Below are 16,352 nucleotides of genomic sequence, written 5' to 3' on the forward strand. Positions count from 1 at the left end.
TGTTCCTCCTAAGCTTTCGTAATCGGCGCAAATTTCGCTAGTAGACGTTTTATTCCAGTTGGTGATGGGAAAGCGATGTCCAGTTCCATTCCATCACCTTCACCTTTTACGCTTACTACCATACCGACACCCCATTTACCATGGGCAGCTTTGTCGCCTACTTTCCAATCAAACTTATCTCCGCCAGTAGAATTCAGACGTGACGTTTGGGAAGCAGGTGCCTGCACACTTCCTAATGAACGCTTCGGCATACGGTCATAACGGTTCGATTTAAACGGTAATGAGTCATCACGATATGATGTAGTATTTGCTTTTGAAACTTGCTCTAACACATTTTCATCAATTTCGCGTAAAAAACGTGATGGGGCATTGTAGCCTGTACGGCCAAAAATTGTACGAGAGCCCGCACACGACAAGTAAAGACGCTGCTCTGCCCGAGTCGCACCGACATACATTAAGCGTCGTTCTTCAGCCATTTCATCTTCACTTTCCAATGAACGTGAATGCGGGAATATATTTTCCTCCATTCCGATAATGAACACAACAGGGAATTCCAGTCCTTTTGCAGCATGCATCGTCATTAGAATAATCGTACCTTTTGCTTTTTCCTCTTCATCTAAAGAATCAATATCAGCTATTAGTGCAAGATCTGTTAAAAATGCTACTAATGACTGATCTTCACTGCGCGCTTCAAAAGCATGTGTTACCGTTAAAAACTCTTCGATATTTTCCAGGCGGCTTTCTGCTTCAATCGATTTTTCCGCTTTCAGCATTTGACGGTATCCTGATTTTTCAAGCACTTCTTCCACAATCTCTGTTACCGATAATTCTTGCTGACGTTCACTTAATGAACGAATCATACTGTAGAAGTTTTCAGCGGAAGTAGCTGCCTTCCCTGAAAGCCCCATAAATACAAGCTCACCCATCGCATCGAAAATTGAACGGTCGCGTTCCATCGCATAGACAAGCATTTTATCAAATGAAGTCGCACCAATCGCACGTTTTGGTTCATTGATAATTCTCGCCAGCGACAAGTCATCGTCATTGTTTGCAATTAAACGCAAGTAAGCAAGCAAATCTTTAATCTCTTTTCGATCATAGAACTTTGTGCCGCCAACGATCTGGTAGTTCATATTCGATTTTACGAGCACATCCTCGATTACACGTGACTGTGCGTTTGTACGATATAAAATCGCAAAATCATCCAGCTTGTAATCTTCGTCCTTCATAAGCTTTTGAATCGTACGTACGACATACTGCGCTTCATCCTGCTCATTGCCGGCTTTGTAAAGCTGAATCTTTTCGCCTTCCGGATTTTCTGTCCGCAGTACTTTTTTATAGCGGTCTTTATTTTTTTCAATGACGCTGTTTGCCGCTTGTAAAATACGCTTAGTGGAACGGTAGTTTTGCTCGAGCATAATTACCTTTGCTTCTTTGTAATCTTTTTCAAACGATAATATATTCGAAATATCGGCACCGCGCCAACGGTAGATCGATTGGTCCGAATCCCCTACGACACAAATATTGCGGAATTTCTTCGCCAATAATTGCACGAGTAGATACTGGGATTTATTGGTATCCTGATACTCATCAACATGAATGTACTGGAATTTGTTTTGGTAAAACTCAAGCACATCCGGCGCTTCGTTAAATAGACGGATTGTCAGCATAATTAAATCGTCAAAATCGAGACTTTGATTTTGTCTTAATCGTTTCTGATAGCCTTTATATACTTGTGCGACAATCTTTTCAAATGGATTATGCGGATTCATGTTCGCTTCAAAGCCGTCCACAGTAATACATTCATTTTTTGCCGAACTGATCGTATTTAAAATTGCACGCGGATCATATTTTTTCGGATCGATATTATCCTGCTTCAATATATTTTTTATTACCGTCAGCTGATCTGAACTATCTAGAATTGAAAAGCTTTTCGAATAGCCGATCCGGTCAATATTACGTCGCAAAATGCGTACGCACATCGAGTGGAATGTGGATACCCACATGCTTTCCGTTGTTCCGTTTCCTAAAATCCCGTCAATTCGCTCACGCATTTCGCGGGCAGCTTTATTTGTAAACGTAATGGCTAAAATTTTCGAAGGGTACACTTCACGCTCAACCACTAAATAGGCGATACGGTGTGTCAGTACCCGTGTTTTCCCAGAGCCGGCCCCTGCCATAATTAGAAGCGGGCCTTCTGTTGATTTCACCGCTTCAGCTTGCTGTGGATTCATTCCCGCTACTAAATTTTTTGCTATATGCTCCATATTGCACCTTCCTATCTAAAGAACGTTTGTTCCTATTATATAACACTTTTTACTGCTTGTACGGTTTTTAATGCCGCTTTTAAGTCATCATAAATAATATTTCCGACAACTACGGTATTAGCATGTGCAGCCATTTCCTTCGCCTGTTCTACGGAAGTAATGCCGCCTCCGTAGAAGAGCTTTGTTTCATTTAATACTTCGGCTGTTGCCTTCACCATCTCGATATCACCATATGCACCGCTGTACTCCAAATAAAAAATCGGCAATTTAAAATAGTTTTCGGCCATTCGTGCATATGCCACAACATCTTCCACCGTCAAATCCGTTTTCGCATCTGTTACTTGTGCTACTTTACAATCCGGATTCAATATACAGTAGCCCTCCGCTACAAGCTCTTCCCAAATCAGTACATCGCCGTATTCTTTAATCGCTTCATGATGCAAATCTTTCACCCATTTTGTATTTCGACTATTCAACACGGACGGTATGAAATAATAATCATATCCCGGTGTAATGCTATCGACATTTGAAATTTCAAGCGCTATCGGTACTGAAAAACGACGGACACGGACGAGCAAATCCAAAACGCCATCCAACGTCACATCATCTGTCCCGCCAACTAAAATAACATCCGTACCCGATTCGCAAATCTGCTCTAATGCCTCATCCGAAATTTCCTTTGCAGGGTCCAGTTTAAATACATGTCTCCAGTTTAAATATTCCATGAATATATCCACCTATTCTCAAAATTTTTATATTGAACTTTTCATTATCTTAGTTTTTATTGACCATCTCTTAGTATAACGAAATTCGATGAAATATTAAAAGACTGAGCGGATAAATCTGCTCAGTCTTTTAAGCTTGCTCATATATTTATGATTGGGCGCTTCTTTACTTTGACGTAAATGGCTTTTCGTCTGGATAAAGACGGCCCAGCATTTCATCATAAGTGTCATTTCCGTAGTCAAAGCAACGGCGTACACGGGAAATTGTTGCTGTTGACGCACCTGTTTCCTTTTTAATTGTTTCATACGTTTTTTTCAAACGTAATAAATGTGCAACTTCAAATCGCTGTGCCAACGACTGAATTTCACTAATCGTGCACAAGTCATCGAAAAATTTATAGCATTCCTCAATATCTTTTAACTCTAGGACAGCTTTAAACAACTGATCTGTTTGATGACCGCGAATTTTTTCAATTTGCATGTGCCCACCATTTCCTCTCTACTCTGAATATATAACAGATGCCGCTAAACCTGGAGATGTTGGTACGAAATGTATCCATGTCTTTCCTTGAACTAACTTTACTTCCGATCCATCTTCTTCGACTGCCACCAGCAGGCCATCTGCATTTTTCCATTTCACTTCACGTATCGTCCCCGCTTGAGCTACATACGCGTTGCCGCCACCCGTAATTGTAATTTCGCGTCGACCCGCATTGTCTACAATTCGATGAGGCATTTCAAAAAATAAAATATTGGCTAATTCGATGGATTCATTTGTTTCGTAATCGATTGTTTCTACATTTGCAGAATAACGCTTGTACTGATTCGTTTCGGCATTGTAAACGTACTGACTATTAAATGAACCGCTATTATTGTATTTCATCGATACTTCATTAGCCGTTGTTCCTATTTTAACATTATCTTCGGCTTCATAAAATGGGTAGGACACTTTTTTCTGATAAAGTAGTGAAGTCCCTACTTTTTCGGCACCGGCCTTTACATTTTCGCCCGAAATATAGGAATTGTGTGGAGCGACCCGTGTTGATGAACGTTTAAAGTAAGTACCATCATAGTGCATTCCATTTATATTATCGACAACTCTCTGTGCAAGCATCGATTTCGCTTCAGGACTGTATCCGTGTGCAATATAAAATGCGTCCAGTCCTTTTGCGATATCAATGAAGTACGACCGCGCACTGCGAATCGGTCCGATAGATTCAGGAAGTTCGGACTGGTAAAGTGCTAAAAAGCGTGTCACATCACCTTCCGCCAGCATTTCATATATAATATCCGCCTGTGCAAGTCCAGATTGAGGACGTGCCTGCGGATGGTTATTAATCGTTGCAAGTATTGGACGCATCGTCACTTCTTCTGCTACACGTTCCCCTGTAAATGGTGTAACAAATGGCAGTATTTCTTCCGCCTCCGCAACAATAATATCTTCCTCTACTTCTGTTTCTTCTATCTCTACAACAGGCTCCTCTGTTCGTTCTTTATCGGAACAACCTGTCGTTAAGGTTATACCTAATAATGCTAACATAAATATACTGCGTTTCATCGTGCTACTCCTCTCACTTTTATAGGTTTATCGCATTACAGCAGGTAGCATAACCTTATTTTTCATGACATCAAAAATCCCACGTGTCGTGATTCGAATATATGGTAAATGTGTCGATTGTAAAAACAGCAATGTGTAAATTGCATCTGTATGGTGATAACCACGTTTTTTCAAAGCACTCTTCAATGCCAGTTCTAGCGGAATTACTTCATTAACTGTCCCATCGAAAATAGAGCCGGCCAATGTTAAAGGGATACTTGTTACGATTTGATCATCTTCAACAAGCACAATCCCGCCATTCATTTTCTTCAGTTCTCGGAACGCACGCTGCATATCGTGCATCGATTTTCCGATTAAAATTATATCTCCAGTATTTGAATACGATGAAGCAAATCCTTTTACATGAGTAGCAAATCCTTTAATCATCGTATTAATGCGCCATTTCCCGTTTCGGTCGACAAGCATTAAATAGCTTTCATCATGTTCTGTAGATAAGGTATGATGATGATGTCCGAGATTTTTTATACTATAAGGCTTCGTAATAACATCATTCACCATTTCAACGCCAATCGGCATCGAAAATTGAAAATCTCCTTCATGCAAATCAAAATCAATTTTCAAATCACCGAATAGTGATAAGTCTACTTCCGGGAATGCTTTCAAATCATTATTGTCGCGCTTTAGCCATACTCCTTTTGAAATGACTGCTTCAGGTGTCGGAGAATATTCATCCGACAAAATATTAATATTTGCATAACGCCCTGTAGCAAGCAGCCCATGCAGATTTGTCATATTATAATAGCGCGCAACATTATAACTTGCCATATTATAAGCGTCAACCGGACGTACACCTGCTTCAAGGGCAGCCCTTATACATTTATCCATCACACCATCTTCATGGAAGCTCGGTGTGGATCCATCTGTCGTCATCATTAACTGATCAAATATTTCGTAGCCTTTATCGACAACCGCTTTTAATAAATGCGGCAAATCCGGGCGAATTGAAGAATAACGGAGAGTAACAGCATAACCATGCTGCAAACGTGCTTCGATATCTTCAATCGTCATTGATTCATGGTCACCATCGACTCCTAGTAAACGCATTTTAGCCAACGTTTTTTCGGATGCTCCCGGTAAATGCCCTTCGACTTTTTTTCCCTTATGCTTAGCTGCCTGAATCCAGTAGAGCATTTGATCATCCCCGCGCATCAGACGAGGCCATCCTGTAAGTTCCCCGCCGAGCAGTACGTCATGACGGTCAAGCCATTCCAATACGGAGGCATTTGAATATAGTTCCCTTTCATTTTCAAGCTCCGTTTGTGAATCGAAGCGACTCCACCAGTAAAATGAAAATGGCAATTTAGCAAGCTCATCCATAAAAGAAAACGCTTTCTTATTTTTCATTAATGAAACAAGTGTCATATTGTCTGAAATGAATGTAGTTGTGCCTGTCTGTGCACTGAATTCTGCAAAGCTATGGGGATTGTATAATTGAAAAGGGTGTACATGCGGCTCAATATAACCTGGTACAACTACTTTTCCGGCCAGATCAATAACCTCTGTCCCTTCTACACTTGCAGGCAGTTCCTTCCCGACATAAACGATGCGGTCATTGGATATCCAGATGTTTCCTGTTACCCAACTTTTCATCATACTATGTAAGTACTTTGCATTTTTTAAAACTAGACTCGGAGCAGCATGCCCATCAATGATACTCACTTGCTCTCGAATATTACTTAACTTCCAACTAATTTCCGGCATATTCTGCACTCCTTTCAACTTTTCTACCATAATATAAGGACGCTCATAACTTTTCCAAGATACTTATACCAGCTCTAAAAAATATACTGCTGCGATTCAAGTAGCTTCAGCAATTGTCTTTAACAGCTGCTGAAGCTAGATTAATGCGTATCGATTTAAAAGAATAACACATACTTAATTCAATATATTTTGCTTTATGTAGGCAATTGCTACAATATTCCTTTTGGTGAATTAATCGTAACATAGCACTTTCATAAAGCAAAGTGTTTCCAAAATAATTTTTAAATTTTCTAAAAAAAGGAGTGAAGTATAATTGCTAACCCCCAATATTTCTGAAACAAACGCTTTTATCCGTATGATGTGCGGTGTTGCAATGACCGCATTCGGTGTTGGGAGAATCGCTCATAAACCTCAATGTACAGTTGGCCGTATGATGATTCTTGCCGGTTCGATGAAAGTGGCGGAAGGATATTATCAATATTGTCCAGTAGTTGCAATGGCCAAATCGGAACAAATGAACGAAATGATGCCCGTCAATGATTAAGAGGTGGATCTAGGGTATGTTGAATAATTTTATGTAATACGTATACACAATAAAAAAGCGCTATATTGGTTAAATATAGCGCTTTTGGGTTTCAGTAATAACTTTTATGCGTTTATGAAATTGTAATACCAGCACTTGCCGTACCTGTCAGTGCAGCAGCTAATGTAACTCCTGTTCCGGCAATTGAGTAAACCATTAATAAACGGTCACCTTGTGCTACAGGAACCGGTGGCACATTTGATGATCCATATGATGTTTGGCCAAGAGTTATAAGCCCTGTAAATGGCGGTGTCAGCGTAACTCTAGCATTTGTAGCAGTGAATACTGAACTTCCTGCAGGTGCACGGTAAATTTGAGCAGTAACCGATACAGATCCTAAACCAAGATCAACGGCAGCTAGTGCAGTGAATGATGCGGAGATTGCTGTAATACTACCATTGCGTGGAACTGCGAAAGCTTCAGTAGCAACACCTGATAGGTCAATTGTATTCCCTACAATTGTAATTCCAGGAACCGCAGTACCAAATCCAATTAAACTTGTTGTACCCACTAATCCCCCAACAAGCGTAGTTAATACCACTGGCGTAATACCAGAAGAGAATGGAATGATTGACCCTGTATTTGGTGGTGTACAACCCGGTCTTACAGCTCTGAATGGTCCTAAGTTAACGCAGTTTGATCCACATGGATGTAAATTACCAATATTCATATTTTTAGAACACATACACATATTTTTCACCTCCTTCGCAATTATTCTATTCACCAATCAATAGAATCAAAGGGCAATTAACTAGTAATCAAATTTTGTAATTCAGTTTTTTACTTGAGCGAATCGACAGCTTGTTCAGGCAAAAAAAATAAAATCATCCTAACACTAGGATGATTTTATAAAGCTTTTCTATTTATTTTCGAAAAATATTAAAGAACGAGGAATTCCGCTGTTTCTTCGTCTTTTCTTCTCCAGAATCTGAATTATCCGTACTTTCTTCAACCGTTAATTCAATACTTTCCATCTGCTCTTCTTCCCGCATTGAACTGCCTTCATTTATTTCACTTAAATCGACTGGTTGTAATTTTTCAACTACCAACTTAACTTCATGAAGTTCAGGACTTACGATACTACTTTCACTAACTTTCTTAATTAGAGATGGAGGCGTTTCTTCGGGTCCATTCTCTGGCTCAAATAAGTTAGAGACTTTATTTAAAGTCGGTAAAAAGGTTGCTTCACCCTTTGACGACTTATTTGGTTTGAGTGAAGCTTTATTCAAAGAATTTCTACTTACATTTTGTGGTGGATGGTTGATTGTTTGGAAATAACGCTGATTAAAATAGCGTTCATCAACTTGATCAGCTTTATATTCTATATGTTCTTCTGGTTTCGTCTTTTCATCCTCTTTTTGCAATTGGATGACTTGATTTGTTAAATTTCTCAACTGCATATACGATGGTTGATTCGGTAGCGCCGGTGCAGGTACATTTTCCTGAGTCCCGTTCTGAAGATATTTCATCGTACTATCAGGCTTTGGAGCATTAGATTTTTCTGCTAACGGCTGCGCTTTCTTTTCCTCTTCCACCTTTTCTTCTTTAACATTATTTAACTTCTTCGATATTAATACAATTTCCTTACCCATTTTTTCAACCGTCTTATTCAATGAAGCAATCTGCATTTCAAATTGTTTTGCTTGCTCTTCATAAATTACAGTTTGAGTTTGTTGTTTTTCTTCCATTGTTTTTGTTAAGCCTTCTATATATGTTAATTGGCTTTTTAATGCTTCAAATTCATTTTTCATCATTTGGAAATCTTCAAACGATGTCCCCATTTTCAATGTCATCAATGTATTTCTGTACCCAGAGATTTTTAATTTCAACTTTTCAATTTCCTGGAGAGTATAGGTTGTGGATTCTTCCATTTCATTCACCCCTTTCAATCCGCATCTCTTCATATTTTATTGACGTTAACTGAGGTATGTGACAAACACTTCACCTTTGCAGTTGTTTTTAATTATAAAGTCACAAAAATGGGCTTTGATCTACTAATTTGTGAAGGTAACCTAATTACAGAATTCCCAACAGCCAAACTATTTCTTTGCCTATGCACTTCTATTACAGCGTCATAAAATACAAACGAAAGATAAAAATATAGAAGGAGGTGATAAGAACATGAAGGAACAAATGCCATCGCAACAAGAACTAATCTGTATTAATGTGGAAAAGGTGTATGACTGGGTTGTGAAAGATATGTCTTTTGAGTTCACTCCAACAAGCCCAATTACGTTTCCAGGTTTACCAGTAGATGCAGTTGTCGGAGGAGCTCAAGTTACATGCCAAGTAGTACCAGCAGCAGTAAACCCTGTTGTTATTATGAGCCGTGAAAATCGTACATTTACGATTGACGGAACATCTGTTTATTTACAACAGCTTATGATTCAAAAGAACTTCACTGTGACAATTTGCATTACGTTAGCAAACGGAACAACTTACACAAGTAACGGCTTTGATATTTCACGCTGCGAACATGTTGTAATGTGTGCACCTAAAGGGACAAATGTTGATGTAACATATACAGATCTTGATTGCTTCGTATGCTCAACTGGTCCATTCTTCAACAATGGGGACGGTACAATTTCATTTGAGAATCTATCACTTTCAATCGCAGTTTGCCAAAGCATTCAATCAACATTCCCAGTGACAGTAGAATTTTTGGCTGACTACTGTGAACCACGAGCAGATTTACCATTTGCTTGTTCACCAGCATCTCGCCCTAACAACTGTGCTGTTGTTTTCCCATAATATTATGAATCAGTGTTATCACCAACTTCATCATCATATAATAAAGAAAGGGAGAAACACCCTTTCTTTATTTTGCTTACATAAGCAAATAAAATTTAACCGTAAGGAGGAGGCATTTCCAGTGCCCAAAAGCTCCCACCCTTTCGAAATAAAGTTAAATACGCTGCAAAATCAAACCCAAACCTATCTCCACGAAATAAAGGAACTCATCGAAAAACTTCCTAACTCCAACAACACCAAGGTTATTAGCTATTTCACTTCCACTTTTAATATATCCCATCAATTAGATCAGGAGAGTTTATGTTTAGGCTCTTATCATATTTACAATATCGGTAATGAACCATTACTAAACCCTTCTATTTGTATAACATTGCCTGAATCATCACCTTTTTCATTTAGTGGTCGGTATGTACATGAACAGCTCCAACAAAGACTAAAAGGACCGAATGAATGGTTGCGTTTCTCAAAAACGCCAAACAAAAACGAATACTGGCTTAAACCAATTAGCAAAACATCAATCGAACCGAATGAAATCATTTCATTTACAAATTTCCAGATAAGATGGTCCCCAAATAAATCTTACGCTGGAAGCATTACAGGCTTTACTTATTGTGATCAGTTTCAAGATGGGATTGCTGTTGTAAACCCTATTAATTTAAGTGTCATTCATTTGGAACAGGAGGAAACATCATAAACGAATTTGAAGATAAACAAGAAGAATCCGAAGTACTAACAATTGAAAAGATATTAAAGCAATTCATGAAAGAACATTTTTCATCGATAAAAGATGAGCTCCAGGAAAATAATAATAGCTTTATTTTTCTGGAAAAAAGTTCACTCAATTTATTATTAGCTTATTTATTATCAAACAATAAATATGAAGCATCATACCCTGTCAATGAAGAAGAAGAAAAAAAAGCTGTTGAAAAAATAAACCAGCTCATCAATGAAAATGAAAAAGAGTTTCAGGAGATTATAGGCTTACTGAAAGATATGACTTGAAAGGAGGATCCATGTGGATATTGAAAGCGTGAAAAATAAGGACGTACTTCAATTACAGCAAACTATCATCTTTTTAAAATCAGAAATCGCAAAATATCAAAACGAAATATCCACCCTACAAAGCGTGGACTATTATTCAATGGTAAATAGTCTTGAGCAGGAACTGAGTCAGTTAGTAAACGAGAAAAAAGAAATTTCATTGGAATTAATGATGCTGAGGAAAAGTTTTGAAAAAGAGCTTAGCGAGCTGCATGAAAATATTCAATTACGTGAAGAGCAAAGAATAAAACTGATTACTTCCATTGAATCACTAGTGGAAAAAAAAGAAAACTTACAGAAAGAAAACAAACAATTAAAAGAAACAATCGAAAAAACAGCTAATACCGAAAATCCTGCTGCCCGTTCAGAAAACTATATACAGGCCGTAGAAGAACTGGATCATTTGCTGCGTTCTTTCATGAACAGCAACAATGAACAATTACTTTCTCTACGTGATACGATCAATCAACAACACGATCTGTTAAAGCATATTAAAGATAAAAATGATGAAATTCATTCTACCCTTGAAGAAATGGTCCAAATAAAAGAGATTGAACATAATAATTATTCTCCAACTGATGAACAAACGATCACCCGAATCAACCTTGAAAACCAGCTCCAAAATTTATTCATTCAAGCAACCAGTTTTGAAACAGAGCTTGATGAAAAACTACGTATACTGGATGAGTTTGATGACAAGTTACTATTGCTCGCCATTGAGATTGAGAAACATAAAAAAGGCGATATATAACAGACAGCTTAGATAGTAGAAAAGGCGACACGTCTGCACGTATCGCCTCTCCTTTATTTAAATGTTCTCCAACCAATATCTTTGCGGAAGAAGAAATTCGTCCATTCTTTCTTTGCAAGTTCAGCATATACTTTTTCCTGCGCTTCTTTTAACGTGGCTGCTTCTGACGCCACTAACAACACACGGCCACCGTTACCGATGAACCGGTCGCCCTCAAGCTTTGTCCCCGCATGGAATACCGGCAGTTCAATATCCGAAAGTTCCGGCAGTGCATTGCCTTTTTCCACATCACCCGGATAGCCTTCAGCCGCAACAACAACCCCTAGCATAGCCTCTTCTTTCCACTGTAACTCATATGGCTGCTCGTTCATTAAGCTCATCATAAATTCACCGAAGTCTGAAGCCATACGTGGTAACACAACTTGTGTTTCCGGGTCACCAAAACGTGCATTGAACTCAATTACTTTCGGGCCTTTGGCAGTTAAAATTAAGCCTGCATACAGAATTCCAGTGAATGATACACCTTCTGCATCCATTGCTTTTACAGTTGGCTCTACGATTGTGTCGTACGCAACTTTCACAATGTCCTCAGAAATTTGCGGTACTGGTGAATAAGCACCCATTCCGCCTGTATTTGGTCCTTTATCGCCATCATATGCACGTTTATGATCTTGTGCAATGACCATTGGGTATATTTGCCCTTTATGTACAAAACTCATGAAGCTGAATTCTTCACCATCGAGGAACTCTTCCACAACAACACGGGACGAAGAATCCCCGAAACGCTGGTTGCCGATCATATCTTCCACAGCTTCAATTGCTTCTTGTTCTGTCATCGCGACAATGACACCTTTTCCGGCCGCTAATCCGTCCGCTTTAATTACAATCGGAGCACCTTGCTCTTTAATATAAGCAACCGCTTTATCCGCTTCCGTAAAAGTTTCATGCGCTGCCGTCGGAATGTTATATTTGTTCATAATCTCTTTTGCATAAGACTTCGAACCTTCGATTTTTGCCGCTGCTTTCGTTGGACCGAAAATAACCAAGCCTTGCTCATTGAAGTAGTCAACGATTCCTTCTGCTAATGGCTGCTCTGGCCCTACAAATGTTAAAGCTACATCATTTTCTTTTACAAACTGTGCAAGTGCTGCGAAATCTAGTGCATCAATCGCAACAACTTGTGCATCCTGTTTCATTCCGTCATTTCCTGGTGCTACGAATACCTTTTGTACAGATGGTGCATTATTGAATTGCTTCGCGATCGCATGCTCACGACCACCACTACCGATTACAAGAATGTTCATATTAGCTTCCCCTTTTATAGAAATTTGGATAAAAAAAACGCCCGCCAAATTTTAGGCGAGCGTTTTTCATTAATGGTCGTTTACACTGCGCTACCCGACCAAAAGTAGTGCTGTGCATCTTACAATCAATGATTATTTTATTATTAACAGCGTATCTCCCGGCCAAAGTCGATACAGTTGTTAATAAAATTTGGTTACGATGGGGACCCGGCCAAGAATCGCCCAATCGTCTTATTTATCCCTCTCCCGGCCAGAAAGAAGAATAAATAAATCATTTGCAAACGCTTCTGCTAACATCCGGCCAGAACATTAGCGAAACTTTATTCTATTATAACGTAAATTTAATAATTTCTCTACTGCTAACTTATTAATTAATGTTTAAAGTGACGAACCCCTGTAAACACCATTGCAATACCGTATTTGTTCGCTGCATCGATTGATTCCTGGTCTTTAATTGAGCCGCCTGGTTGAATGATTGCTTTAATACCGGCTTTTGCCGCTGCTTCCACTGTGTCGCCCATTGGGAAGAATGCATCCGAAGCCAATGTCGCGCCCTGTGCTTTATCTCCTGCTTGTTCAAAGGCAATTTTTGCTGCGCCTACACGGTTCATTTGACCAGCGCCAACACCTAATGTCATTTGTTTATCCGTTACAACAATGGCATTTGATTTTACATGCTTCACAACTGCCCAGCCTAGTTTTAACGCTTCCCACTCTTCTTCAGTCGGTTTACGGTCTGTCACAACTTGAATGTTTGCATCTTTAAATCCGAAACGGTCCGGCTCCTGTACAAGTAAACCACCTTCAACAGCAACAACATTGAATTGATCCTGCTTTTCCTGTGCGAAATCGATAGTTAACAGACGGATATTTTTCTTTTGTGTTAAAATCTCTAATGCTTCTGCAGTAAAGCTTGGCGCAATAATGATTTCAAGGAAAATACCCGATAACTTTTCTGCAGTTGCTTTGTCCACTTCTTTATTTAATGCAATGATGCCACCGAAGATCGATGTTGAATCTGCTTCATATGCTTTACTGAATGCTTCTTCGATTGTTTCACCAGTTCCGACACCACATGGGTTCATATGTTTCACGGCAACCGCTGCAGGTAGTTCAAATTCTTTTACGATTTGCAATGCTGCATTTGCATCCTGAATATTGTTGTACGATAATTCTTTGCCGTGTAATTGTGTTGCGTAGGCAATCGAGAAATCTGAACCTAAACGTTTTGCATAGAACGCCGCTTTTTGGTGAGGGTTTTCACCATAGCGTAATGTTTGCTTCAGTTCATATGTTAACGTCATGTTTTCCGGGAACTCTTCGCCAATTGCATTTGATAAATGATTGGAAATATACGAATCATATGCAGCCGTGTGACGGAATACTTTTGCTGCTAAACGACGACGTGTTGTTAATGTCGTTTTTCCATCTGCCTTTAACTCTTCCAATACGGCAGAATAGTCATTTGCATCAACAATTACCGTTACATAATCATGGTTTTTTGCTGCCGAACGTAGCATTGTCGGACCGCCGATATCGATGTTTTCAATTGCATCATCCCAAGATACATCCGGTTTTGAAATCGTTTCGACAAACGGATATAAGTTGACACATACAATTTCGATTGGGCGGATGCCATGTTCGTTCATTTGCGCAACATGGCTTGGCTCATCAAACTTACCTAATAGACCGCCATGGATCATCGGGTTTAATGTTTTTACACGGCCATCCAAAATTTCCGGGAAGTTTGTTACTTCATCTACTGCAGTTACCGGAACATTGTTTTGTTGTAATAAACTTTTTGTTCCTCCAGTAGAAAGTACTTCATAGCCAAGAGCTACTAATTCTTTTGCAAATTCTAAAATACCATTTTTATCTGAAACACTAATAAGTGCACGTTTCGTCACGATTAGGTCCTCCAATTCATTTTTTCGGTGAGCAATGCCCTCACAGGAGCGGCTCATGCGAATTTACTTATTTACTTTAAATAATTGCTGTAATGTCTTCGTGTATAGCGCATGTTCTAATTTATGTATACGCTCTTCAGTCGCTTCACGGTTACCATCTACAACATCAACTGCTCCCTGCGAGATAATCTTTCCTGTATCCATTCCCGCATCTACATAGTGGACCGTTACACCCGTAACTTTTACGCCGTGATTCATCGCCTGACCAATGGCGTCTTTTCCGGGAAATGATGGCAGCAGCGACGGATGAATATTGATAATCCGATGCTCGTAAGCCGATAATAGCGTTTCCCCAACAAGGCGCATATAACCTGCTAAGATGATCCATTCAATCTCTCGTTCTTTTAACAGTTCAACAAGTTTGGTTTCATAAGCTACCTTGTCGGCAAAGGTTTTCGGTGCAAGCTCCATAGCAGGTATACCGAAATTTTGTGCACGTGTCACAACATAAGCACCCGGCTTATCCGTAATGACAAGCTCGATCGTCGCGTTAAGCTCACCGCGACTAATCGCTTCTTGAATTGCCTGAAAGTTACTACCGCTTCCAGAAGCGAATACGGCAATTTTCGTACCCATTACACTAAGCTCCCGTCATGTTCGCCGTTGAAAATAACTCCTTCACCGTTCACAACGCGACCGATTGTGTAAGCTTTTTCACCTTCAGCTTCTACTGCAGCAATCACTTTATCAGCTTCACTCGCTGGAACCGCAATAACAAAGCCGATTCCCATGTTGAATACGTTATATAAATCTTTGTCCGCCAATGCACCTTTTTCTTTTAAAAACTCAAAGATGCGCAGCACTGGCCAAGATCCTAAATCGATTTCTGTTGCCAAACCTTGTGGCATCATACGTGGCAAGTTTTCATAGAAGCCCCCGCCAGTAACGTGTGCACAACCATGTACATCTGCTGCTTTAAGTGCTGCTAAAACTGGCTTTGCATAAAGCTTTGTAGGAACGAGAAGCGCTTCGCCGATAGGACCAAGGTCTTCATAGCCTTCTACTACTGCGTCAACTGCGATTTCATTGTCCGCGAACACAACTTTACGCACTAATGAATAGCCGTTTGAATGTACACCGCTTGAAGCAAGGCCGATTAGAACATCGCCTTCCTCTATTTTCTCGCCTGTAATGATGTCCGTTTTTTCACAAGCACCTACAGCAAAACCAGCTAAGTCGTACTCTTCCTCTTCGTAAAGACCCGGCATTTCAGCTGTTTCTCCGCCGATTAATGCTGCTCCTGACTGCACACAGCCGTCTGCAACACCTTTAACGATTTGTTCTATTTTTGCCGGCTCGGCCTTTCCTACTGCTACATAGTCAAGGAAGTAAAGCGGTTCAGCACCTTGTGCAACGATATCATTTACACACATCGCAACACAGTCCACGCCGATTGTATCGTGTTTATCAACCATAAATGCAAGCTTCAGTTTCGTCCCAACACCGTCCGTACCTGAAATAAGAACTGGTTCCTTTAAGTTCAGTGCAGACAAATCAAACATGCCTCCAAAGCCGCCAAACGTTCCCATCACACCTAAACGGTTCGTACGCTCGACATGTGATTTCATACGTTTTACTGCTTCATAACCTGCCTCAATATTTACGCCTGCCTGTTCATATGCTTTTGACATAATGTACTTGCTC

At 39.7% G+C, this 16,352-nt stretch carries 16 protein-coding genes; 5 read left to right on the plus strand and 11 right to left on the minus strand.

The genetic code is table 11. The features are described from left to right. Nucleotides 1–8: 8 nt before the first annotated feature. The 5 genes from pcrA to AC6CH1_RS16210 form a co-directional block, all read right to left on the minus strand. Nucleotides 9–2,267, minus strand: coding sequence for a DNA helicase PcrA (gene pcrA / locus AC6CH1_RS16190; RefSeq protein ID WP_251690800.1), 2,259 nt, complete (start codon nucleotides 2,265–2,267; stop codon nucleotides 9–11). 35 nt (nucleotides 2,268–2,302) lie between these two features. After that, nucleotides 2,303–2,992, minus strand: a complete 690-nt coding sequence (gene pcrB / locus AC6CH1_RS16195; RefSeq protein WP_498318502.1) for a heptaprenylglyceryl phosphate synthase — start codon at nucleotides 2,990–2,992, stop codon at nucleotides 2,303–2,305. Nucleotides 2,993–3,158: 166 nt separating this feature from the next. Further along, entirely contained in the window at nucleotides 3,159–3,473 is a 315-nt protein-coding gene (locus AC6CH1_RS16200; RefSeq protein ID WP_008408714.1) for a YerC/YecD family TrpR-related protein, read from the minus strand. 18 nt (nucleotides 3,474–3,491) lie between these two features. Then, the gene (locus tag AC6CH1_RS16205) at nucleotides 3,492–4,550 is read right to left on the minus strand and encodes a DUF3048 domain-containing protein (RefSeq protein ID WP_427713036.1); all 1,059 of its coding nucleotides are present in this window, start codon (nucleotides 4,548–4,550) and stop codon (nucleotides 3,492–3,494) included. 27 nt (nucleotides 4,551–4,577) lie between these two features. After that, nucleotides 4,578–6,311, minus strand: coding sequence for an adenine deaminase C-terminal domain-containing protein (locus tag AC6CH1_RS16210; protein WP_251690803.1), 1,734 nt, complete (start codon nucleotides 6,309–6,311; stop codon nucleotides 4,578–4,580). Between the two features lie 313 nt (nucleotides 6,312–6,624). On the opposite strand from AC6CH1_RS16210, the gene AC6CH1_RS16215 reads away from it, so the two are divergent. Beyond that, entirely contained in the window at nucleotides 6,625–6,855 is a 231-nt protein-coding gene (locus AC6CH1_RS16215; RefSeq protein WP_079523760.1) for a YgaP-like transmembrane domain, read from the plus strand. Between the two features lie 112 nt (nucleotides 6,856–6,967). Here AC6CH1_RS16215 and AC6CH1_RS16220 read toward each other — a convergent pair whose 3' ends face one another. After that, nucleotides 6,968–7,585 carry an exosporium glycoprotein BclB-related protein gene (locus AC6CH1_RS16220; RefSeq protein ID WP_427713031.1) on the minus strand — a complete coding sequence of 206 codons (618 nt, stop codon included), beginning with the start codon at nucleotides 7,583–7,585 and terminating at the stop codon, nucleotides 6,968–6,970. Nucleotides 7,586–7,757: 172 nt separating this feature from the next. Then, on the minus strand, nucleotides 7,758–8,765 hold the full coding sequence (locus tag AC6CH1_RS16225; RefSeq protein WP_427713029.1) for a hypothetical protein: 1,008 nt from the start codon (nucleotides 8,763–8,765) through the stop codon (nucleotides 7,758–7,760). A gap of 250 nt (nucleotides 8,766–9,015) precedes the next feature. Here AC6CH1_RS16225 and AC6CH1_RS16230 point away from each other — a divergent pair, with 250 nt between their 5' ends. The 4 genes from AC6CH1_RS16230 (at nucleotide 9,016) to AC6CH1_RS16245 (ending at nucleotide 11,437) form a co-directional block, all read left to right on the plus strand. Then, nucleotides 9,016–9,645, plus strand: a complete 630-nt coding sequence (locus AC6CH1_RS16230) for a BMQ_0737 family morphogenetic spore coat protein (RefSeq protein WP_251690806.1) — start codon at nucleotides 9,016–9,018, stop codon at nucleotides 9,643–9,645. A gap of 121 nt (nucleotides 9,646–9,766) precedes the next feature. Further along, nucleotides 9,767–10,339: a hypothetical protein gene (locus tag AC6CH1_RS16235; protein ID WP_251690807.1), complete on the plus strand. Its 573-nt coding sequence runs from the start codon at nucleotides 9,767–9,769 to the stop codon at nucleotides 10,337–10,339. Nucleotides 10,340–10,404: 65 nt separating this feature from the next. Further along, nucleotides 10,405–10,647: a hypothetical protein gene (locus tag AC6CH1_RS16240; RefSeq protein WP_251690808.1), complete on the plus strand. Its 243-nt coding sequence runs from the start codon at nucleotides 10,405–10,407 to the stop codon at nucleotides 10,645–10,647. A 13-nt stretch (nucleotides 10,648–10,660) separates the two neighbouring features. Next, a complete protein-coding gene (locus AC6CH1_RS16245; RefSeq protein WP_498318505.1) occupies nucleotides 10,661–11,437 on the plus strand; it encodes a multidrug ABC transporter ATPase in 777 nt (258 codons plus the stop codon). Between the two features lie 53 nt (nucleotides 11,438–11,490). Here the strand turns inward: AC6CH1_RS16245 and purD are convergent, their stop codons facing one another. The 4 genes from purD to purM all read right to left on the minus strand — a co-directional run bounded on the left by purD (nucleotide 11,491) and on the right by purM (nucleotide 16,339). Next, nucleotides 11,491–12,741: a phosphoribosylamine--glycine ligase gene (gene purD, locus AC6CH1_RS16250; protein ID WP_498318507.1), complete on the minus strand. Its 1,251-nt coding sequence runs from the start codon at nucleotides 12,739–12,741 to the stop codon at nucleotides 11,491–11,493. Nucleotides 12,742–13,112: 371 nt separating this feature from the next. After that, a complete protein-coding gene (gene purH / locus AC6CH1_RS16255; protein ID WP_498318509.1) occupies nucleotides 13,113–14,648 on the minus strand; it encodes a bifunctional phosphoribosylaminoimidazolecarboxamide formyltransferase/IMP cyclohydrolase in 1,536 nt (511 codons plus the stop codon). A 63-nt stretch (nucleotides 14,649–14,711) separates the two neighbouring features. Next, on the minus strand, nucleotides 14,712–15,284 hold the full coding sequence (gene purN / locus AC6CH1_RS16260; RefSeq protein ID WP_498318511.1) for a phosphoribosylglycinamide formyltransferase: 573 nt from the start codon (nucleotides 15,282–15,284) through the stop codon (nucleotides 14,712–14,714). Then, complete coding sequence (purM, locus tag AC6CH1_RS16265) at nucleotides 15,284–16,339, minus strand: phosphoribosylformylglycinamidine cyclo-ligase (protein WP_251690813.1); 1,056 nt, start codon at nucleotides 16,337–16,339, stop codon at nucleotides 15,284–15,286. The genes purN and purM overlap by 1 nt, the downstream gene beginning before the upstream one ends. Nucleotides 16,340–16,352 lie beyond the last annotated feature (13 nt).

The organism is Solibacillus sp. GQ1, assembly GCF_059758555.1.